The sequence below is a fragment of the Bacillus sp. NPDC057893 genome, from assembly GCF_042796455.1.
Classification (GTDB): Bacteria; Bacillota; Bacilli; order Bacillales; family Bacillaceae_G; genus Bacillus_A.
Genome location: NZ_JBHVNG010000003.1, coordinates 102,223 through 123,896 on the forward strand (window position 1 = coordinate 102,223; position 21,674 = coordinate 123,896).

General features: G+C 34.3%; 23 protein-coding genes, 1 other RNA gene, 1 pseudogene and 1 riboswitch. Of the genes and pseudogenes, 9 read left to right on the plus strand and 16 right to left on the minus strand.

Annotated elements, in window-relative coordinates; translation table 11 throughout:
- Window positions 1-13: 13 nt before the first annotated feature.
- A complete protein-coding gene (locus ACFVQC_RS16390; RefSeq protein WP_377898707.1) occupies window positions 14-1,072 on the minus strand; it encodes an endonuclease/exonuclease/phosphatase family protein in 1,059 nt (352 codons plus the stop codon).
- A gap of 219 nt (window positions 1,073-1,291) precedes the next feature.
- A riboswitch (Fluoride riboswitch) is annotated at window positions 1,292-1,351 on the plus strand.
- 54 nt (window positions 1,352-1,405) lie between these two features.
- On the opposite strand from ACFVQC_RS16390, the gene crcB (ACFVQC_RS16395) reads away from it, so the two are divergent.
- Window positions 1,406-1,810 carry a fluoride efflux transporter CrcB gene (crcB, locus tag ACFVQC_RS16395; RefSeq protein ID WP_377889965.1) on the plus strand — a complete coding sequence of 135 codons (405 nt, stop codon included), beginning with the start codon at window positions 1,406-1,408 and terminating at the stop codon, window positions 1,808-1,810.
- Window positions 1,807-2,163, plus strand: a complete 357-nt coding sequence (gene crcB, locus ACFVQC_RS16400) for a fluoride efflux transporter CrcB (RefSeq protein WP_377898708.1) — start codon at window positions 1,807-1,809, stop codon at window positions 2,161-2,163. The genes crcB (ACFVQC_RS16395) and crcB (ACFVQC_RS16400) overlap by 4 nt, the downstream gene beginning before the upstream one ends.
- Window positions 2,164-2,351: 188 nt before the next feature.
- Here crcB (ACFVQC_RS16400) and ACFVQC_RS16405 read toward each other — a convergent pair whose 3' ends face one another.
- From ACFVQC_RS16405 to ACFVQC_RS16435, 7 genes and pseudogenes are all read right to left on the minus strand, one after another.
- Window positions 2,352-2,591: a DUF3947 family protein gene (locus tag ACFVQC_RS16405; protein WP_377898709.1), complete on the minus strand. Its 240-nt coding sequence runs from the start codon at window positions 2,589-2,591 to the stop codon at window positions 2,352-2,354.
- 100 nt (window positions 2,592-2,691) lie between these two features.
- Window positions 2,692-2,925 carry a DUF3955 domain-containing protein gene (locus ACFVQC_RS16410; protein WP_377889815.1) on the minus strand — a complete coding sequence of 78 codons (234 nt, stop codon included), beginning with the start codon at window positions 2,923-2,925 and terminating at the stop codon, window positions 2,692-2,694.
- 160 nt (window positions 2,926-3,085) lie between these two features.
- Window positions 3,086-4,279: an MFS transporter gene (locus tag ACFVQC_RS16415; RefSeq protein ID WP_377889967.1), complete on the minus strand. Its 1,194-nt coding sequence runs from the start codon at window positions 4,277-4,279 to the stop codon at window positions 3,086-3,088.
- The gene (locus ACFVQC_RS16420) at window positions 4,272-5,834 is read right to left on the minus strand and encodes an ABC-F family ATP-binding cassette domain-containing protein (protein ID WP_377898710.1); all 1,563 of its coding nucleotides are present in this window, start codon (window positions 5,832-5,834) and stop codon (window positions 4,272-4,274) included. The genes ACFVQC_RS16415 and ACFVQC_RS16420 overlap by 8 nt, the downstream gene beginning before the upstream one ends.
- Before the next feature lie 437 nt (window positions 5,835-6,271).
- Entirely contained in the window at window positions 6,272-6,787 is a 516-nt protein-coding gene (speG, locus tag ACFVQC_RS16425) for a spermidine N1-acetyltransferase (RefSeq protein ID WP_377889819.1), read from the minus strand.
- A 139-nt stretch (window positions 6,788-6,926) separates the two neighbouring features.
- Window positions 6,927-7,331 (minus strand): phosphate-starvation-inducible protein PsiE, encoded by a 405-nt coding sequence (gene psiE / locus ACFVQC_RS16430; RefSeq protein ID WP_002129862.1) that lies wholly within the window; start codon window positions 7,329-7,331, stop codon window positions 6,927-6,929.
- A gap of 52 nt (window positions 7,332-7,383) precedes the next feature.
- Window positions 7,384-8,094 (minus strand): annotated as a pseudogene (locus ACFVQC_RS16435) (nuclease-related domain-containing protein); the annotation flags it as partial.
- Between the two features lie 456 nt (window positions 8,095-8,550).
- Here ACFVQC_RS16435 and ACFVQC_RS16440 point away from each other — a divergent pair.
- The 3 genes from ACFVQC_RS16440 (at window position 8,551) to ACFVQC_RS16450 (ending at window position 10,714) form a co-directional block, all read left to right on the plus strand.
- On the plus strand, window positions 8,551-9,081 hold the full coding sequence (locus tag ACFVQC_RS16440) for an RNA polymerase sigma factor SigX (protein ID WP_002144944.1): 531 nt from the start codon (window positions 8,551-8,553) through the stop codon (window positions 9,079-9,081).
- Window positions 9,082-9,084: 3 nt separating this feature from the next.
- On the plus strand, window positions 9,085-10,032 hold the full coding sequence (locus ACFVQC_RS16445; protein ID WP_377898711.1) for a DUF4179 domain-containing protein: 948 nt from the start codon (window positions 9,085-9,087) through the stop codon (window positions 10,030-10,032).
- A gap of 319 nt (window positions 10,033-10,351) precedes the next feature.
- Window positions 10,352-10,714 (plus strand): hypothetical protein, encoded by a 363-nt coding sequence (locus ACFVQC_RS16450; protein WP_377898712.1) that lies wholly within the window; start codon window positions 10,352-10,354, stop codon window positions 10,712-10,714.
- 338 nt (window positions 10,715-11,052) lie between these two features.
- On the opposite strand, the gene ACFVQC_RS16455 is transcribed toward ACFVQC_RS16450, so the two are convergent.
- Window positions 11,053-11,484, minus strand: a complete 432-nt coding sequence (locus ACFVQC_RS16455) for an Lrp/AsnC family transcriptional regulator (RefSeq protein ID WP_215580071.1) — start codon at window positions 11,482-11,484, stop codon at window positions 11,053-11,055.
- 166 nt (window positions 11,485-11,650) lie between these two features.
- Between ACFVQC_RS16455 and ACFVQC_RS16460 the strand changes: the two genes are divergently transcribed.
- The 4 genes from ACFVQC_RS16460 (at window position 11,651) to ACFVQC_RS16475 (ending at window position 14,883) form a co-directional block, all read left to right on the plus strand.
- On the plus strand, window positions 11,651-12,232 hold the full coding sequence (locus ACFVQC_RS16460) for a beta-class carbonic anhydrase (RefSeq protein ID WP_002198892.1): 582 nt from the start codon (window positions 11,651-11,653) through the stop codon (window positions 12,230-12,232).
- 31 nt (window positions 12,233-12,263) lie between these two features.
- A complete protein-coding gene (gene cynS / locus ACFVQC_RS16465; protein WP_001081567.1) occupies window positions 12,264-12,713 on the plus strand; it encodes a cyanase in 450 nt (149 codons plus the stop codon).
- Between the two features lie 127 nt (window positions 12,714-12,840).
- Window positions 12,841-14,121, plus strand: a complete 1,281-nt coding sequence (locus ACFVQC_RS16470; protein ID WP_377898713.1) for a purine/pyrimidine permease — start codon at window positions 12,841-12,843, stop codon at window positions 14,119-14,121.
- A gap of 240 nt (window positions 14,122-14,361) precedes the next feature.
- On the plus strand, window positions 14,362-14,883 hold the full coding sequence (locus tag ACFVQC_RS16475) for a cysteine hydrolase family protein (protein ID WP_377898714.1): 522 nt from the start codon (window positions 14,362-14,364) through the stop codon (window positions 14,881-14,883).
- A 280-nt stretch (window positions 14,884-15,163) separates the two neighbouring features.
- Here ACFVQC_RS16475 and ACFVQC_RS16480 read toward each other — a convergent pair whose 3' ends face one another.
- The 7 genes from ACFVQC_RS16480 to smpB all read right to left on the minus strand — a co-directional run bounded on the left by ACFVQC_RS16480 (window position 15,164) and on the right by smpB (window position 21,524).
- Window positions 15,164-15,916: an iron ABC transporter ATP-binding protein gene (locus ACFVQC_RS16480; protein ID WP_002144935.1), complete on the minus strand. Its 753-nt coding sequence runs from the start codon at window positions 15,914-15,916 to the stop codon at window positions 15,164-15,166.
- Window positions 15,913-16,977 carry an iron chelate uptake ABC transporter family permease subunit gene (locus tag ACFVQC_RS16485; RefSeq protein WP_002144933.1) on the minus strand — a complete coding sequence of 355 codons (1,065 nt, stop codon included), beginning with the start codon at window positions 16,975-16,977 and terminating at the stop codon, window positions 15,913-15,915. Before ACFVQC_RS16485 ends, ACFVQC_RS16480 begins: the two co-directional genes overlap by 4 nt.
- On the minus strand, window positions 16,974-17,990 hold the full coding sequence (locus ACFVQC_RS16490; RefSeq protein ID WP_002159921.1) for an ABC transporter permease: 1,017 nt from the start codon (window positions 17,988-17,990) through the stop codon (window positions 16,974-16,976). The genes ACFVQC_RS16485 and ACFVQC_RS16490 overlap by 4 nt, the downstream gene beginning before the upstream one ends.
- Window positions 17,991-18,009: 19 nt before the next feature.
- Window positions 18,010-19,023 carry a siderophore ABC transporter substrate-binding protein gene (locus ACFVQC_RS16495; RefSeq protein ID WP_002139176.1) on the minus strand — a complete coding sequence of 338 codons (1,014 nt, stop codon included), beginning with the start codon at window positions 19,021-19,023 and terminating at the stop codon, window positions 18,010-18,012.
- A 480-nt stretch (window positions 19,024-19,503) separates the two neighbouring features.
- Window positions 19,504-20,181, minus strand: coding sequence for a response regulator transcription factor (locus tag ACFVQC_RS16500; RefSeq protein WP_377898715.1), 678 nt, complete (start codon window positions 20,179-20,181; stop codon window positions 19,504-19,506).
- Window positions 20,182-20,575: 394 nt separating this feature from the next.
- Window positions 20,576-20,930, minus strand: a transfer-messenger RNA (tmRNA) gene (gene ssrA / locus ACFVQC_RS16505).
- A 126-nt stretch (window positions 20,931-21,056) separates the two neighbouring features.
- A complete protein-coding gene (smpB, locus tag ACFVQC_RS16510) occupies window positions 21,057-21,524 on the minus strand; it encodes an SsrA-binding protein (RefSeq protein WP_001123917.1) in 468 nt (155 codons plus the stop codon).
- Window positions 21,525-21,674: the final 150 nt, after the last annotated feature.

The following is a 21,674-nucleotide window of genomic DNA, read 5'->3' on the forward strand; positions in this document are numbered from 1 at the left end:
TCATACGTATCGATTACTTCAGCTTGAATACCGCACTCACTGGGTTATGATCGCTATTTTCAAACTTCAAATCTTTCCCTTGTACATTTACAATTTCAACATTCGGTGAAACGATAAAGCCATCAATAATCGTGACAAAGTTTTCACCTTCCACGTATTTCTTTACATCATCTCTCACAGTCATAACAGACGGATCTACAGCCCACTTAAATCCACCGTCAGTAAAGCCCTTCGGTAATTCTACTAACCACTCAGGACGCTCTTTCACAAACTTAGGATCGCTTAACTGAACGTTAGAAAGTAATTGATTCCAGTCTCCGCCCATTATGACATAATCACCATTTTCATAATGCTTGTTCATATATTTTTTTAAATATTCTACTTGTTGTTTTCTAATTTTCCCGCCTTCATCATAAGCAGACAAATGTAAATTTACGAGTCTAATAAATTTCCCATTATTAACAGGTATTTTATGTTCAACAATCGCTCGGTCTAAATCAAATAAACGCTTTGGCCACGGCTCCATTCCAGGAAGCTGAAATCTCTTCGCTGTTTGAACCGTATATTTAGAAAATGTACTTAATCCAGCTTCAGCATATCCCATTGGATTTGTTATTGGCACCGGAACCCATTTCGTATCGTAGTTCTTTCCGAATGACGAAGCATAATCAGGTAATCCTTTTTTCAAAAATTCATGCCCATTTACATCAAATGATCGCATTGATTTTATATCTGTTTCTTGTAATAGTGCAAAATCACTATTCTCATTTTGTAAAAACGAAAGCATATTCTTTAAGTTAGTTTCCGTTTGTTCTTTACTACTTGAACCAGACCCTTTTCCCCCATCCATAAAGAAGTCTTGATCCTTATCTAGTCCAGCATATCCAATATTAAATGTTGTAACTTTAAATTCATTTCCAGGCGCAATTACGCGCTCCTTATTGTTTTCCACCTTCAAGCTTATAACATCAGCCGGCTGTTCCTTTGTAAGTGTCATATACGCTAAAAACCCACCTACAACTCCCACCCCTACTAAAATACATATAAGTACTATTTTTAATAACTTTTTCAAACAAACGACTCCTTTTCTAAAACATACGATTTTACTTTTCTTTATTTTCAGTTAAATAAAAAAGCGACAGACATACGAAACATTTTATCACACCGAAAACCTTATATCACTATATTTAGTTTATAAGTAAGAATTCCCTATCTTAAACTATTAGAGAAATACAAAATACACCAACTTCTCCACTGGAAATCAAACGAAATTTTTAGTACACTATATGTAATAATTATAGGTGATGGAGTTCGCCATAACTGCTGCTTAGCTAATGACTCCTACCAGTATAACTACTGGTAGGAGTCTATTTTTTTGAGCAAGCTATTTAAAGAGGTGAGGAATTTGATTTATATTATCGTTGGCATAGCCGGTATATTAGGAGCCCTTTCCCGTTATTATTTAGGTCTTACTATTCATGTATTTTGGCATCATTCATTTCCATTAGCTACATTATTCATTAACTTAATCGGCTGTTTCTTATTAGCTTGGCTGACTGCGTATATCGCTCGGCTAAACATCTTACCTTCGGAGGTTATCACAGGCATCGGAACTGGATTCATCGGTTCCTTTACGACGTTTTCAACATTCAGTGTAGAAACTGTGCAATTAATCAATCATTCTGAATGGAGCGTGGCCTTCTTATATGTAGCATGTAGCATACTTGGCGGCCTCATTATGTCTGGACTTGGCTATACACTTGGTGATTTCTTAATTAAGAAGCATCTTACGGAAGGTGATTACTCATGATGGGAGCTTTATTAGTCGCAACAGGAGGGTTTTTCGGTGCCATTACACGATTTGCAATTAGCAATTGGTTTAAAAAAAGAAATAAAACATCCTTTCCAATTGCTACATTCCTTATTAATATAACAGGAGCTTTTTTACTCGGGTATATAATTGGCAACGGAGTCACTACAGGCTGGCAATTATTATTAGGTACTGGATTTATGGGCGCATTCACTACATTTTCGACGTTTAAATTAGAGTCCATTCAGCTTCTCAATCGCAAAAAAATTTACACATCCCTTTTATATTTAAGTACTACTTACATAATTGGTATCCTCTTCGCATTCCTTGGAATGAAGTTAGGAGGAATATAAAGTGCAACTTTAATCAGTGGGAGGTTTTGTTCATCCCCCACTGATTATTAGTTGAACCAATCGGGCTTTTACGAGCAGCCCGCCCCCCACCTAACTTCTTTTCTTTCGCTGAATTTTGAGGTGGGGGTCTTACTGCCCGGCAAATAGCGGGATAAAAAAAGAAAGCGATTCTCATCAGTCGCTTTCTTTCATAAGAAGTATGTCCCGCCATATGGAATGGAAAATAAACTAGCTGGATCCACATCGTAATGTACAATTTGCATCGGAAGCTGTGAATACAGCATATACTGACTTTGCATCATTTGTGCAAGCTGTGCTTGTTGCTGCATTTGAATAACTTGATTCATAGCATGAATTGTCCCCTGTGCCCCGGCTAGCGTTATAGCTGCCCCTACTTGTCTACCATTATAAAAATAATGATTCATCATTATTCAGCTCACTTATTATTTTTCTTCCATATGGTATGTTTCTATTTCATAGTGAGTATTTTGTCCCGATTGATGAATCCCTCACTAATTAAACTTCACTTTATCTATTACTTTTTCTCAGCTTTGAAGTAATAAATCCAAATAGTAATACACCAATACCACTCAAGAACAATACATAACTTATCGGTACTAGGAAAAAGAAAGGTTCTTCAAGAAATCCATTCGCTCCTACTTTACTGTTTGAAGCATGTATAGTTAAAGAAATAATCGCTAAGATCATGAAAGAAATGGCTACTACGTATTTATTTTTCATTTTACATTCTCCTCTATTCATATAATTCTTCTTAATTAATTAACATCATATTACCCAAAATAAAATCATTAGTCAATAATAATTTATTGTTTTACAATAAATTATTATTGACTAATATAAAAACAAAAGGTTTATGAAGCATCTTAAATTTCCTCACAAACCTTTTATAGACAATTAATATTTACACTTCAAACTTCCTGCTTAATACAACATACATTGCACATAATAGTACGAATATCCCAGCATAAATTAACAAAATCTCTACACTAAACACATCAGCCAAAGGACCAAATATAACCATCCCTAAAGGTAAAGCACATGAATTTGCAATTTGTACGAGGCTAAACATTCTGCCATGCATAACTGGATCTACTTTCTCCTGCAATAACACAGTAACTGGCGTATTAAAACATGGCATTGTTATACCAATTAAAAAATTAAAGACTAAATACATAATAAATATCGGTGCAATTCCTAGTCCTATCATAAGCAGACCATATAACGCACAGGCTATCGCCGTTGTATGCATACGATTACGAAAGCCACCCCACGCTGCAATCAGTACGCCACCAGCTGCTGCACCAGCACTAAAGGTCATCTCACTAGCAGTAAGTCTCCACATTTCTGCTCCGAAGGAACGAGTTACCATTAAAGGTGTTAAAAAGGCAGCTGGACTTATTAAAATCATGATAATGATTAATAAAACGAGTAGCCTTTTAATAAATACATTTTCTTTTAAATAAACAAATCCTTCTTTTATACCTTGTAGATTAGACTTTTGCTTACTCTCTACATTCACATGTCCTTCAACTTGAATGATAAACATAATACTAATTCCGATTATAGCCGTAATAACATCAATAAAAAATGTCGTTTCAATGCTGGCAATAGAAAGAATTGCAGCACTTACTGCTGGAGAAAGAAACATAATTATAGATGTAATACTGCTATTTATCCCATTTACTTTCATAAGATAATCTTTCGGAACAATTTGTGGAATTAACGCATTCACAGCCGGTGTTTGTACCCCTGTACCAGCTGAGCGAATGAGTAATACTATAAAAAACATCCAAATACTTTTATATCCTGCTAAAAATAAAATTGCCAAAACTAACGTAGCAATCGCTATAATCCCATCCGATAACATGATCATTTTTTTACGGTCATAACGATCAATCCACACACCAGCAAATAAAGATATCGCAATTTGTGGTAGAAAACCGCAAACAGTTGAAATGGTCAACATCACTCCTGATGATGTTGTAAGGGTGATATACCATATGATCGCGTACTGTACGAGAGATGAACCGAACAACGAAATCGTTTGAGCGGTCAAAAACATTATTATTTTCACTTTCCAATCATTATCATTTATCATCTTTTTTACTCTCCTCGATTAAACCACTTTCTATGTTGAAAATACTATCTGCCCAATCATGATACAAACGTGCTTCGTGAGATACGAGTATGATGCTACCCTTAAACTGAATTAATGCCTTTTGCAAAGATTCCTTCGCTTCTGCATCTAAATGATTCGTCGGCTCATCTAAGATTAAAAAATTACACGGTGATAATAATAATCCGCACAGTTTCACCTTCGATTGTTCACCACCACTTAACGTATGAATTTCTTGCGAAACATGAGTATCCTTCACACAACACGCAGCTAAATGATGACGTATTTCCTTCATATTCAGTTTAGGAAACTGTTCTGAAATAATTTGAAGCGGCGTTAAAGAATCATTGCTCCAATTTAAATCTTGTTCATAATATCCAATCTTTATTTGCTCTGAGAAGTGAAATTCTCCAGAAATACTAGCAATAGTGCCAACGATTGTTTTTAATAAAGTAGATTTCCCTACTCCATTGAACCCTGTAATAACAAGTTTTTGCCCACCCATTACTGAGAAATTCAATTTTGGTAAGAGAGCAAAGTCATAACCAACTTCAAGGTTATTTACCTCAAGAACTGTTTGAACTGAAATAGGAAGTTCCCGAAAATGAATAGACGGTTTATAAGTAAAACTTGGTGGCGCAATTCTTTCCATACGTTGCAACTGCTTTCTACGTCCTTGTGCTATTTTTGAATTCACTCCAGCAATATTTCTACGAATATACTCTTCCGTTTTTTCAATCTTTTTTTGTTGTGCATGATATTGGCGAATATAATCTTTTCGCAAATGCTCCTTTTGTCTTACAAAATCTGAGTATTTTCCGTAATACTTCTTAACCGTTCCAAACTCTACATCACATATGCAAGAAGTCACTTTTTCCAGAAAATCAAAATCATGTGACACTACAATAAAAGCCCCTTCAAAATTCATTAAATAATTAGCAAGCCACTCCACATGCTCTTTATCAAGGAAGTTCGTCGGTTCATCTAGTAATAAAATATTAGGCTCTTCTAATAAAAGCTTCGCTAAAATTACTTTTGCACGTTGTCCCCCGCTTAGTTCAGCGATTATACGATTCATGCCAATAGCATCAATACCTAAGCCAACTGCAATTTTATTAATTGTGCTATCTACCGAATAAAAATCACGAGCCTCAAGTTGTTCTTGATATGCGGCCGCTTTTAACAATTTGTCAGGATCACCTGTCATAGCACTTTCTTCATACAATTTGTTCATTCTATCTTCCATTTCAAACAAATCATGAAAAGCTCTCTTTAAATATTGTGAAATGGTATAAATTCCATCAATTTCTGCAAATTGATCAAGATGCCCAATTTGAATATTAGGCTGCCACTTTATGTCTCCCTTATCAGGAATTATTTCTTCAATCAATATTTTCATTAACGTACTTTTCCCCGCACCATTCTGTCCAACAATCCCCATATGTTCTCCTTTATGCAAATCAAAAGAAGCATTTTCATATAAGGCTTTATCTATAAAACTATGTGATAAACTTTCAACTTTAAGTAAACTCATTCGTATTCCTCTTTTCCTGAAATTAAAAAAAGCAGAGAGATAGCGTCATTCGACACTAGCCCTCTGCTTCGTGGTTTTTTCCTATACTACTCCAATTTATTGTAAAAAATCATCGGAATAATATACACAAAGGGCCATAGACAAAGCATTGTCTATGGCCCCTTAATCTATTTTATGCATCAGCTAAAAACCAAAACCAAATAAGCATAGATAAACTATACTTTTTTGGAAAAGTTATTCAGCCGATGAATATCGGGGATTTATACCCCTTGATTAAGCTCCGTACAACGCTTCACCGTATACATTTGTGCGGAGCAAAGTTTTCTAATGAGTTTTACAAATTTTATATAAAGCATGTTCTGCACCTTCCTTAATACTTAAAAGGGATCTTAGCATACGGTTTTATGAAGCGTCAAGATTACTTCCAAATAATTCAACTACTTATTTTCAAAATATTGCTTCTGAAACATACACATTCTTATCGCATTATGGTAGTTACCATCAACGAAAAATTCGTCTTGTAACTCACCTTCCACCATAAATCCAACCTTTTTATAAACATGTACAGCCTTTTCATTTTCTTTATCAACAACTAAATAGAGTTTATGCATATTTAATACAGAAAAAGCGTAATCCATCGCTAAACGTGTTGCTTCCGCTGCATAACCATATCCTTGATAATTCGGATCAATAATAATCTGGAATTCAGTTCTTCGATGAATATAATCGATTTCCACTAACTCGACTAATCCAACCATCTCATTATCTTTCTCCAGGATAAAACGGCGTTCACTTTGATCGTGGATATGTTTATCATATAAATCCTGTAGTTCTACAAAAGCTTCATACGGCTCTTCAAACCAATAAGACATAATATGCGCGTTATTATTAAGCTCGTGCACGAACTTTAAATCTTCCCGTTCTAAAGGACGTAACTTTAATTCCTGACTCATTTCTATAACCTCCAAGTAAAATAACCTCTTCACTTAATTTCTCAATTTTTTTCGATTTCAAACGTCCTATTTACATTGTAAACCTTAAAGTAACTTGAAGGTCAAGATGAAAAAGTAGTGCAAACTTATGTCTGCACTACTACTCTTTTCTCAAATCTCTCATATTCGATATGTATAAAGCAATGACTAAAACAAGAATGGATCCCGCATATAATAACGTCTCCATCGGTTCCTCATGAGATACAATAATTAACCGAATTAATGCCGTAATTCCGATATAAATAAAATAACGTAACGGGAAATGATAGTTCGATTTAAAATACTTAATAATTAATGCAATAAACTCGAAGTATAAGAAATAGACGATGATACTTTCAACCAATTTATAAGATGTATACTTCTTCGCCGAAAATATGTATTGAATAAATGTGATTGTCTCATTAATTAAAAAGATAGATAAGACAATGGACAATATAATTAGAGCTATATTTAATATCCACTGTAACACGCTAGCTATATAATGATCGATATTAAATGACTTCATTTTCTCTTTAAACTCCCCTTCGTATACGTACGTATTTATTATAGCAAAATTATCATTGGAAAGAAGTTAAATCATATATTCGTCCTTTGTTTTCCCCTGTGTGGGGGATGTTCATTGTTTGGAGGAGTCTTTTAACAGCAGAGCTAGATTGCATATTAAGAAAATCCCTCAATTTTCTATTAGTAGTTATCATTTCAAATAGAAGTGTGTAATCTTGTAAAGCGCGTAAATGAGCGTGTTTAGACACACTATTACAGTTTGAGCAACGCCATCCCTGTTTTTCTTTTAACATTGCCATTGTAAAACATTCCTCACACTGTACGCCCTTTAGCAATTCCACTTTTTTAATTTTATATTGCGCAAGAATATTTTGTCGCTGTAGAGAATACTCATTCATAATTTGATCTATAAGTCCATTTATATTGCCAAGCGATTTTTCTTTATATTGATTTTCAATTTGTTTTATTCTATTAGGTAAATTTGCACTGTGGATAACTTTACTAAGAAGTATTTTATCTGAAGTTTTAATAATTGTACGAGGTGAACTAATTACAACAAGGGATTCAATCGGAAGATTATGTAAACCATGTAGACTCAGCCATTTTCTCAGCTTCATCTCTTGCCGTTTCAGTTGTAAAAGCGGATCTGGGAAACCTTCTTCAGAAGCATCATCTGATATTCGAATGAGCTGATTAAACTTTGCATCAAAAATTAATGTACCAATAATATTTTTTATTTCAAGAAAAAGAAGAAAATATGAAGAAGTACAGAAAGGCTGATTTACCTGCAAAAACAAAAGAAAATTTAGGTGTAAAATAAATTTCTAAAAGTAAAAGGATCATCAATTAATTGATGATCCTTTTACTTTCCTTACTGATAAAGTGTTAAATCATACTTCCTCCCTTTACTCTCACCGGTATATAGAACTTCCAATACTTGAAGTAACCTTTTCACGATTGAGCTTAATTGCACATTCAGAAGCTCTTCCAACTCACTATTATAAATCGCCTTTTCAATAAGACGTGTTTAATCTTGTAAAATACACTTATGTGCATAGTTAGAAACACTATTACAACTCGAACACTGCCATCCTTTTTTCACCTTAACAGATGAATATTTTTTTCGTACATAATAAAAAAATAAAAAATTTTGTCACAAAACCCGTTATTCCGGGTTCTCTATAATACAGGCATCAAATGAGAGTGAGGTTTTAACTGACATGTTAAAAATAAAAAAGGAAGACAGCCCTTTTTCGGATGTGACATTTGAAGATTTGTTTAAACAAAACTATGTTTACGTTGTGAAACAGATCGTATGGATTGTCAAAAATCAGACTATCGCTGAAGAATTAGCCCAAGAAGTCTTTTTACAGCTATATCGCAACGATTGGAAGAGAATTGAACACTTACCTGGATGGCTAATAAAATCTTCTACTTATGTAGCGTATAAATATCTACGATCTGAAAAACGACATCAGGCGAGAGTAGATAAAACCATACAATATCATGAAGTACAACATATTTCATCATTAGATGATGACTGGATTAGACAAGAAGAAATTACAAAGGTACAAATGGTACTCCGTAACATGGATGAACGAGATCGAACCATTTTATTGATGAAATTTTCTGGTTTTCAGTATAAGGAAATTGCCGAAGTGCTTCAAATCGACATATCTTCTATTGGAACATTATTAGTCCGAGCCAAACAAAAGTTTCGTAAGATTTATAAACAGTTAGAGGAGGCGTAATAAATGAATTGTTATGATGTGGGATTTATTCAAGCATATATGGATGGGGAATTACCTTATGAGACAAGAAAAGAATTCACAAAACATTTAGATACGTGTAACGCATGCCAAGACTTATTACTAGAAATTAGCAAATTAAATCAATGGGAAAATGTCATGTTAGAGGAAGAAATAGTACATTCATCAAAGGAAATCAAAATTGATGTAGACCAAGCGTGGAAAGCATTTGAAAATCGCGCAAAATTAGAAGATGTTTCTTATATCAATCAAAAACCTGAACAGAAGAAGGGATTATTTACAAATATGAATAAAAAATCAAAACGTTTCATGTATATAGCAGTAGTGGTAGCAGGGCTTTTTTCAACAGCCATGATTCCACAAGTTCGAGTGGCAGCTACAGATGTTGCCTCTTATTTTTCCAATGCAATTTCAAATGATACGATTATTGATGAAGGAAGAGACGTTACAAAAGGGCAATTTATTCCTCTTGATGAAAAGATTACAGATCAAGGTGTTACAGTACATCTGAAAGAATTATATGTAGCGGATGCACGTATATCCGTTCATTACAAAATTGAAAAAGAAAATGGAAATGTAGTACCGTTTGAATTTGATACAACGGGGTTACAACTTGAAGATGACGGCAAAGTAAATGGTCAACAAGAAAAAAACCCAGAGTATAAGAAAAATGGGTACTTCGGACAATTAGCATTTATTCAAGGAGAAAATGGTGGACCATTCGAACTAAAAGCATCCGGTGAAGAATTAAAGCATATAGGTATTCGTTTTAAGGATAGACCAGAAGGTGTCATTACATTTATCGAAGGTCCTGAAGGGAAAGATTCTTTCAAACAACCACTTACATTAGATGTAAATATAAGCAGGATTGGAAAATTATCTGGTTCTTGGAAAGGTCAACTTCAAATTGATCCTACCAAATTGAAAAAATAAAGTAAATCTAAATGAAAAAAAGAATAGAACGATGTATATCCAATACCATGCTTATATTCTTCCTTGTGTTACTTACATTTATTTCATACATGATTTCTACTCTATCATTTTTAATTTCATAAACATAAAAAGGTAGTATAGAAAGTAGCCGGTTCCTTAACATACAGGGAATCGGCTACTTTTTGTCCAAACGCACAATTTTCTTTTTTCGTATGGTGCCCCTACATGCAAAACTTACATAAAATCTAGATGAACTCCAAATAAACTCCAGATACTTGTTTTATGCTAAATGTAATCTTAAACAAGGAGGTAATGGAAAATGTTTAAAACATTATTAGCAGGAACACTTTTAAGTACAGGATTATTAGCGGGTGGTGCAGTAGATACAGAAGATATGAAAACGAACAAACTAGAATCGAATAAAAAAATAGAATGGAGACAAACAAATAAAAGTGAAAAAGAATCCGCAAAAAAGATGGACAAAGGTACAAAAATTGATCAAAATCAACCAATGTCAGTTACAACAAGTGTAGATGGAACAACAACTTCTTCGCCAATCCATAGTTCACCTGAAGACGCAGTGCCAGCAATTCCTAACGAAGATGTGAAATCTAACCATAATCAAACCTTTGAAATGCCTGAGGACACTAAATCAAAACCTGTACATGATTCTTCTAAATAAGCTATAAAATGAAATAGGATCATACCGTCAGATAAGTAATAATAGAATCCCTGTTGCATACAGCGCAGGGATTTTGATGTTAAAAAAGTTCCCTTCACTAGTCAAAAGCAAATAATGAAAAAACGAAAGAAAATGCAGTCTTACGCCTTTACATTAAACAAGAGGACGTAAAGAAAACAGATATACCAGCAAAAATAAAAGAAAAATTAGGTGTAAAATAATAAATAATTATTAAAAACAAATAAAAGGAGTATCTCTTATTTAATAAGGGATACTCCTTTTATTTTTCGAACCATGTCTTAGCCACAAGCAAAAAGAACCATAAACTTGCAGAAAGTTTATTTTAACTTCCCTATTGATAGGTTAACACGGTAATTCCCATACTTTAATAGTCGTCCTAGAAAGTTATCTAACTCTTCATTGGAAGAAAAATGTGTTTTTAATAAATAACATCCATCACCACTTATACGGTGTACTTCAGAAATCCCTTCTTCTCCTTGAAAGAAATTCATAAACTCTTGATGGTTAGCTGTTGTTACGAACAAAGTAACAAACGCAGTCACTACTTGTCCTAATTTGATTCGGTTTATTGCGATTGTGTATTGCTCAATAATCCCTAAATCCTCTAACCTTCGAATTCGATTTCCTACAGCCTGCCCCGTCATATGTATTTTCTGACCAAGTTCTTTCCATTGTATTCTTGAGTTTTCTCCTAATAATTTTAGTATCTCAAAATCTGTTTGATCAATGATATAAACCAATCCTTTCACCGTGAAAGTAGAAAGCCAGAAAGTGTTTCGCCAGCTTATTCTGCTTATCGATACAATTCACTATACTTAGTTTATCCTCTTACAACACATTATCTATCAGTTATATTCACTTATAACATAGAGGACGCAACAAAAAATACATCTAGATTTAAAGGAGGTTACAAATATGTTATTACAAGAAATCCTATCGTTCAATGAACAATTTGTAGAAAATAAGGAATACGCTCCTTGTGAAGCGACAAAAATGCCTAAAAAACGTATGGTTGTTGTTTCTTGCATGGATGCTCGTTTAATTGAGCTACTTCCAAAAGCTTTAGATATACACGATGGTGATGCAAAAGTTATCAGAAATGCAGGTGGTAAAATTGCTTCTCCTTTCGATAGCGTTATGCAAAGTGTTGTAGCATCAGTATATGATCTAAATGCAGATGAAATCTTTCTTATCGGACACCATAGATGTGGCGCAAGCCAAACTAATCCAAAAGGAACACTTCAAAAAATATTAGATCGTGGAGTAGCTTCACCAGAAATTTTATCAGCAATTGAATATGCTGGTGTTGACCTTGAAAAATGGTTATTTGGATTCGATGATGTCTGCGATTCAACTCAAGCTAATGTTGATTTAGTAAGAAATCATCCACTTATTCCAAAAGATGTCCCTGTACATGGTCTAGTTATTGATCCTCACACAGGTAAATTAGATTTAGTAGTTGATGGATATAAAAAATTAAATGGTATGGAACATTAATTATTACTTAAATGAAGGGAAGTTATTAGATATGAATAGACAAGAAGCTACGCAAAAAATTATGGAAGCAAAAATCGCAAAAGGTTTAACATGGGAAGAAATTTCAAAAGTAAGTGAAAACTCTGAGACTTGGGTTGTAACAGCATTATTAGGACAAGCTACAATGACACGTCCGGAAGCAGAAAAAATTGGTAAACTATTAGAATTAGATGAAGAAGTAGTTCAGGCATTAACAGTAGTTCCACTTCGAGGTCAAGTAATGCAAATGCCTCCTACTGACCCAATCTTATATCGATTATATGAAATGATGTTACAATACGCACCAACTCTTAGAGAATTAATCTTAGAAAAAGCTGGCGAAGGTGTAATGAGTGCAATTAACTTCAATCTAGGTGTGGATACACAAGAAGATCCAAAAGGTGGCGATCCTCGTATCGTTATTACACTTAACGGGAAATTCTTACCGTTCCGTACATGGTAATTAATTAAAAATCTATCTATATAATTAAAATGATTTTATAGATTTACAAAATCCATCCTTTTTAATCTAACTGTATAGAAAGGGTGGATTTTTACTACGAAATTCTTTTTCGGCAAAGGAGAATAATATGAATAAAAAATACTTTGATACGAGCTTTAGTATTCTACAGTGGTTTGTGTTTTTATTAGCAAATGCAATTGCATTGCCTATAATTATTGGTGGCATATTCCATTTATCAATAGAAGATATTTCAACATTAATGCAGCGAACTTTTTTAGTCGTGGGAGTAAGTTCATTTATACAAGCATGGTTTGGGCATCGCTATCCCATAGCGGATGGTCCAGCCGGTTCATGGGTAAGTATATTTGTCATACTGGGACAAGTAGCTATGCATCAGGGCCAAAGCGCAAAAGACGTGTTGCAACTTTTAGAAGGCGGGTTAATTATTGCAGGTATATTACTCTTCACGCTTGGTATAACAGGGCTTGTACATCGAACCTTGCGTTTATTTACCCCTTTAGTTACAGGAACTTTTCTTTTAATCTTAGCCCTTCAGCTTAGTGGTGTGTTACTAAAAGGAATGATGGGGTTACATGGGGCCGCAACTCATCCTGATTATACAACAGCTACTATTGCACTCTTTGTTTTTGCCATGATTACCTTCTTATCAATTAAAGGGAAAGGATGGATGAAAAGTTACGCTGTGTTACTTGGCATTTCATTTGGTTGGCTTTTGTATGCTGTATTAGGAAAATCATCTCATATGCCTTCACACACACCGTTAGTTAAGTTACCAGAGATATTCGCTTGGGGCATGCCTAGATTCGATATTGGAATGACTCTAACTGCAACTTTATTTACATTTCTTTTAGTTGCAAATACGATTGCTGCTGTTTCAGCTGTAAAACAAGTGGCTCCGTTATCTAAAGAAAATGAAAAGCAAACACTGAACCGTGGTGTGTGGGCCGGAGGTATATCACATATTATCTCGTCGTTGTTCTCTACAATTGGAATTGTACCATTACCTGCATCAGCAGGATTTATTCAACTAACAGGACAAAGAAAAATGAAGTCGTTCCTTATAGCAAGTCTCATATTAGCAGGAATTTCTTTTATTCCCTCAATTGTAAGCTTTATATCCTTGCTACCAGGTCCTATTGCTAATGCCGCACTTTTAGCAACATTTGTCCAAGTAATAGGCATTTCATTTCAATCCATTTTACGTGAAGAATTAAATCAACGCCGATTAACTATATTAGGAATTTCATTATTAATCAGTTTGGGAATAATGTTTCTTCCAGAAAGTGCATTTAGCGGAATTCCTTCTTCCTTACAATATGTTTTAAGTAATGGATTACTTGTGGGTACTATGATCGTTATTCTGCTAGAACAGTTTTGGAAAGAGTAAAGTATTTATATACTTAATTATAAAAAGAAGAATTAGATGGATTTAATAGTGAATTAAAAAAATAATATTCATATTTCTCTTTTTGATTATTGTTACCATACCAATTTTTACTTTTTACACCATGAAACTATATACGTCAAAATCGTTTCATGACGTTATTACTTCCACATACTTGCACTTTATATAATAACGGTACAGTACAAATAACATGCTGTATAAATAAGTGTGGGGGGATTTACTATGAACGAAGCGTTACTATTAGTCGACATACAAAATGATTACTTTGAAGGCGGCAATATGGAATTACATCAGCCTGAAAAAGCCGTACAAAAAGCGACGGAAGTATTGAAAGTGTTTCGTGAAAAACATAAAACAGTTATTCACGTACAACATATTGCGAACAATGAAGGGGCTACTTTCTTCTTACCCGAGACAGTAGGGGCTCAAATTCATGATGACGTACAACCGATTGCTACTGAAAGAGTCATACAAAAACATCATCCTAACAGTTTTTTAAGAACAAATTTATTACAAATATTAAAAAAAGAGAAAATAGAGCAACTAGTCATTTGCGGTATGATGACTCATGTATGTATTGATGCAACAGTACGCGCTGCCAGTGATTTAGGATTTCAATGTGTTGTAATTGAAGATGCTTGTACAACAAAAGATTTAGAATTCCAAGGAAATCTAATCCCAGCAGTACACGCTCATCAATCGATCATGAGCGTATTAGAGTTTGGTGATATTTACTTTGTCTAACACAATTGTGTTAGATTGTGAGCGCTAACCAAGCCAGAAGATAATAATTCCCCTACGTCACCATCCGAGCGTTCAAAGCGTCGCAAAATACTTGTGGGACTGTTACGAGCAGCCAGAAACATTAAGAGTTATCATGGGCAATCGCATTAAAAAAAGCTGCTGCCTATAAAATACAGACAGCAACTTCAACTAGAGTAGCTGGCATAATTTACGCAAGCTACCGTATATAATTTGATTTTCTATTAGTTTTTTTGGCATAATCATTTTTTACATTTTGTAACTAATAAACAGCGATTGGCCCATAAGGACCATTGATAATTTCTATTTTTGTTTCAAAAATATCTGTCAAAATTTTTGGGTCCATAACCTCTTCTACTGTTCCAAAAGCAGCAATTTGTCCATCTTTCATAGCACAAATTTTATCAGAGTATTTAGCAGCAAAATTTATGTCATGCATAACAGTCAAAATTGTTCTTCCGAATTCATTAGCTGCACGTCTCAAATGCTCCATCATTTGAACAGAACGAGCAACATCAAGGTTGTTCAGAGGCTCGTCCAAAAGTACATATTCAGTCTCTTGGCACAATACCATCGCTACATATGCTCTTTGCCTTTGACCACCAGAAAGCTCATCTAAATATCTATTCTCTAAATTAGTTAAATCCAAGAAATCGATATATTTAGAAATAATAGATTCATCCTCTTTAGTTAACCTTCCCTTTGAATAAGGAAAGCGCCCAAATCCAACTAGTTGTCTAACAGTAAGCCTCGTTACAAAATGATTTTCTTGTCGCAATATAGTCAAAACTTTTGCTAAGTCTTTTGATTTGGATTCAGAAACATCCATATTCGCTACCTGAATTTGACCTTCATCCATATCTAAGAGTCTTCCAATCATCAAAAGTGTCGTTGACTTTCCAGCTCCATTTGGTCCAATTAAAGAAGTAAAGCCCGCTTTTGGTATTTCAATATCTAAAGGTCCTATTTTTACCTTATCAGTATAGAACTTTTTAACGTTATCAATTTTTATCATAAAGCCCTCTTCCTTAAAACTATAGTTAAGAATATTATTCCACCAAATAATTCGATAATAACTGAAACTACACCTTGAGCATGGAATACATGATACATTAAAAAGTATGCACTCGTCATTATCAAAAATCCTATAGCAAAAGCCATTGGAAAAATATATCTATGATCATAAGTTGACGCCGCCTGATAACTCAAAGTTGCTACTAAAAAGCCGTAGAAAGTAAGTGGCCCAATTAGAGCTGTTGAGATGGACATTAAAATAGCTACTAATACAAGCGTATAAATTACACTAGGTTGATATTTAACCCCAAAAGAAGTAGCAACATCCTTTCCTAGTGACAAAACATTCAAATTCTTAGAATGAGCCAAAATTAATACTGCTACAATTATGACCATAGGAATTACAATAGGAAAATATGCAGGATCTGCATGATTAACAGAACCAAATAACCTTGCTTGTAAAATATCAAACTCTGAAGGCGCAAGTAGTTTTCTCATGAAAGTTGACACAGAATTTAGCCCGGTACCAATAATAATTCCAACTAAAAGCATAAGTTGTAAATTCCCGTATTTACCGGAAAGTAACCATCCATAAAGTATCAAACTCATGAAGACCATAACAACAACTTGAAATAAAAATGATCCAATTCCACTAAAATTTATCAATGCACTAGCACCAAAGAAGAATATTGTACTCGTTTGAATTGCTGAATACAGTGATTCGAAACCTAAAAGCGAAGGAGTAATAATTTTATTATTCGTAATAGATTGGAAAGCAACTGTCGACAAACTATGACAAACTGCAGCAATAATCATAGCAACAATAGCTACTATCCTTCTCTTAACAACTGGGATAAAAGAAGGTGAATCTATCGGAACTGGATTGTTATAAACTAAAAGTCCATATGAAGAAAGGAGACCTAAAGCAATCAATGTTATCAGTAAAATCCAATAACGTCTTGCTTCCTTCTTAGAACGAAAAGCACTAGCTGATCTACTTTCATTATGAAGGCTAGAATCGATTTCGACATTTTCTTTATTTCTATATTCTAATGTGATCATCGTAGCCTCCTTGGTTTTCTTTGTCTCAATAAAATAGTAATAAACACGACTGCTCCCACTGTTGCAAGTATTAAAGAAACAGGTACTTCAAACGGCTTTATAATTGTTCGAGAAATGATGTCACAGGCAGTTATTGTCCCCATTCCGATCACACATACCCAAGGTAAATTACTCCTAAGATCATCACCTCTAAACATTGAAACAATATTTGGCACAATTAATCCCAAGAAAGGTAAGTTTCCAATAACAGCTGCAACAATTCCAACAGCAACAGAGATAAGACCAGTCCCAAAAAGAACAATTCTATTGTAATTAACTCCAAGGCTTGTTGCGACATCTTCTCCTAGTCCAGCTAAAGTCAATCTATTAGCATACATAAAAATAAGCAAAGTAATGATAACAATCAGCCATAAATATTCATATCTTCCCACCTGAATGTTAGCAAATGAACCTACAAACCAAGTTTCAATACTTTGCGTCATTTGAAAAAGGAGTCCCAAAAAAGTAGACACTGCAGAAATAACTGCTCCAAGCATCAATCCGATAATCGGGACAATTAAAGACGAACGAAGTTTAACTCTTCTTAAAAATAGAAAGAAAATCATAGTTCCTATAAAAGAAAAAATGATTGCACCAGTCATTCTTTGAACTAAAGTCGGGGCAGGAAATAATAAATATACAAAAAGCAGGCCTAAGCCTGACCATTCAATAGTCCCCGTTGTAGTAGGTTCAACAAAGCGATTCTGTGTAATGAGTTGCATTACGAGCCCTGCCATCGCCATTGCAGCTCCAGTAAGCATTAATGCTACTGTTCTCGGAACACGAGTTATGAAAAACATCTCCATTCCGTCCTCTTGTCCACGTATATCATAAACTCCAGTAAACAGTGATATAATCCCTAAAATTATAACAATCATAATCGCTATTATAAAAGGTTTTGTCCATATTTTATTGTGATTATAAAACTGGGGTTGAGAAATATTCTCAACCCTAGAAATCATATTTTTTGACACTGTTTCGTACTCCTTTACACTACTTAGCTAAAGTTTTTGCAATATTTCCAAACAACTCTATATAAGTCTCAATTGATTCATTTGTGTAAGTATCTGCTGGTGCATAAACAATTTGTTTTTTAGAAACAGCAGTTGTGTTTTGAAGAGCAGGTGATTTAGAAATAACATCCTGAGCAGGAGCTGAAGTAGCAGCATCAGATGTTGCAGCATCACGATCTAATACGAAAAGCCAATCAGGATTTGTTTGTGCAATAGCTTCAACAGAAACGTCATCACCTTTATGACCTGCAGTAGAATTAGACACTTCTAGTGCTGGAGTCCAACCGAAAATCTCATACATTGGTCCCCAAACGCGACCAGAGTGAGGAGCAGCAAAACCAATATTCCCACCAGTAACGATAACACTCATAACTTTATCTTTTCCATTATAAGCAGATTTTACATTTTCAATAGATTTATCAAAATCAGCTACTAATTTTTTAGCTTCTTTATCTTTATCAAAGATTTTTCCTAAAGAAATTGTAGAATCTTTAAGTCCTTTTACTAAGTTTTCTCCAGGCTTAGTAGCTTTCTCAGAAACATCAACATTAAGATCAATAACAGCTGCATTTGGCACTAATTTTTTGATCTCTTCGTAATGGCCAGCAAATCTTTGACCAACGATTACAAGTTCAGGGTTTGCCGCTGCAATAATTTCAAGATTTGGTTCGCGGTGATTTCCAATATTTTGAACTTTACTATCCTTTACATATGCTGAATCTGCAGGCATTACATCCTTTGGAGCAGCCGCTAATTTAATTCCCCAATCAGCTAAAGTTTCAAAAGTTCTATTATCCAAAGCAACTACATTTTTTGGATTTACAGGGACTTTAACAGTTCCATGTGCATCAGTGATTTCAACTGTTTTTGGCTTATCACTACTATCACCTTTATTAGCTTTCGAAGTTTCCTTACTTGAATCTGAGCAAGCTACTAACATTAAAGTGAAAATTGCTAAAATACTTACTAATTTTAAAAGCATAGTTTTTTTCATACGTATACTCCTTATAATGTAATTTAGTTCGAAAATGATAACGTCCATAGATTAAATTAGATAGTAACCTTTATGCATCTAAATTGCTATTGATAATCATTTTCATTTGAATATCCTGTTAATAAGTATAGTCATTAATTATGTGAAAATCTTGTGAATGGTGTGAGTTAATAAAACTAAACATAAATTAGATACAGTCTCATCTAATGCGCACCAGAGTCATCCCCCACACGTACTAATCAATAGATTGGGCACCTTATAAACCATGATTTCTACTGCAAAAAAATGCCCATTAATAGCTAATTTTTCATAATCCATTGCCTGGTAGCAATCTTCTTTTTATAGTTTCCGTCTTTTAATATTTCACAGAAACTATTTGATTATCAGGTTTAATAGAAAAAACGAGTAAAACTGTATGAAATAGTTTTACTCGTTTTTTCTATTATGACAAACTGTACTTTACCTATTATCTTATTTTTATCATTCAACCATTGAATAGCCTCTGCCATGTATCGTTTGAATATATCTCTCTTTCTTCTCGCACTTTAACTTTTTTCTTACATACCCAATATATAAGTCTACTACATTTGGATTGACTACTACGTTATATCCCCAAACCTGATTCAAAAGCATTTCACGGCTCAATATTGTATTTTTATTCTTAATTAAAAATACAAGTAAATCATACTCGCGCTTAGTAAGCGAAAGATTTTTACCACCTTTTTTCACAATATTGCTAGATGCATCAACAAAGAGATCTTTAAACTGAAAAAAGTTTGTCTCATTTTGCTGGATACAGTCACTTCTCCTTAAAATTGCTTGAACCCTTGCTACTAATTCTTCTTTCACAAATGGTTTTCTTATATAATCATCTGCTCCTGCTTGTAGCCCTGCTATACAATCCTTGCTAGAAATATTGTCAGTCACAATAATGATCGGTGTCGTTTTAACAAGTCGTATTTGTCTGCAAATTTCTGGTCCCGATATACTTAATGAATCCCAATCCAATATGATAATATCCCAATCTTGTTCATATATTATATTTAAACCTTGGTTTTCATTGTGAAGTTTTAAAATGAAATAGCCTTCTTGCGTTAGACCGCTTACGATTTTCTTTGCAAAAGACCGTTCATTCTTAATTACCAACACCTGCTTCACCGATGGTTCACCTCTACTTCAATATAACTTAGTTAGATAAAAAATTATCCCGAAAAAATAATTTAAGATTTATAAATATTAAATTCCTAAAAAAATCCATTATAACAGCTTATTAGAATAGCTCTATACAATCTTACAATAGATATGGATAAAAACACAAAATATATGAAGATTTAAATAAATGTTATTTAATCATTAAAGGGCAGCTATAGTATCTACCTGCTTATCATCAATAACTATTTCTTCACTTTCTGTTTCAGGGGTACCGCCCCCGCCCCATCCCCATCAACTTAAGCATTTTATAAAACCACAAAACAAAAAGAACCATAAGCTTGCCAAACCGGCAAACTTATGGTTCATATCATATAAAATAAAAAAACCACCAAATATGTATTGGTGGAGACGGTGGGAGTCGAACCCACGTCCAAAAATATCGGCACTTAAGCTTCTACGAGTGTAGTCGATATATTAGCATTTCGCAAACTCTTCGGCCTATCGACAGGCTTCCAAGTTGCTAGTCTGATTGTTCTCTTCCTTCGCCCTCAGACGGCGAACTCCGGCGTAGTCCACTTAGTTTGAGTCCCTTACCCTACCACATGGACGATGGAGGGAGGAACCTTTAGTGCAATTAAGCAGCTAAAGAAAGATTGTTTTGTTTGCCAATTATAGGCTTTGACGTTTTAACGAGGCCGATCCCCTCGACTCGCAACCTAAGCTCGAACTATCCCTGTCGAATCCGTAACGTCCCCATGATAAAAATGGAGCATACGAAGAAAATATCGTGATAGCTACTAAGAGCTGTTTTTCAATGTACAACAACCTTACATAAGTTATTATATCATACGCGCGCCGTTTTACAAATGTAAATATCTGTATTACATCTTTTGGCGATCACGGAACACGCGTGCAATTTCACGTTTCGCTTCTTTCTCTTTTAAATCATGACGTTTATCATATTGTTTCTTACCTTTTGCTAAACCAAGTGCCATTTTTGCAAATCCATTTTTCAAATAGATTCTAAGTGGAACTAATGCGTAACCCGTTTCTTTTGCAGCTCCCGCTAGCTTATCAATTTCTTTTTTATGAAGAAGTAATTTTCTCGTACGAAGCGGATCATGGTTAAAACGATTCCCTTGCTCGTACGTATTAATATGCATATTATGAACCCATACTTCACCATTATGTATACGTGCAAACGCATCTTTCAAGTTCACGCGTCCAGCGCGAATCGACTTAATTTCCGTCCCTTGAAGGACAAGCCCTGCTTCGTATGTTTCTTCGATGAAATAATCATGAAATGCTTTTTTATTTTGTGCAATAACCTTACCTGTACCTTTTGGCATATAACGTCCCTCCTCTATTTTTACCATTGTAACAAATGTAAACAAAAAGCGAAAGTGGCTCGCTCAGAATGTGAGGTGGATGGAGCTTCTGACCTTGAGGCGTTCTTTGCCTCTCCGGGAAGAAGCGAAGCCACCGAACATTCTAGCCAC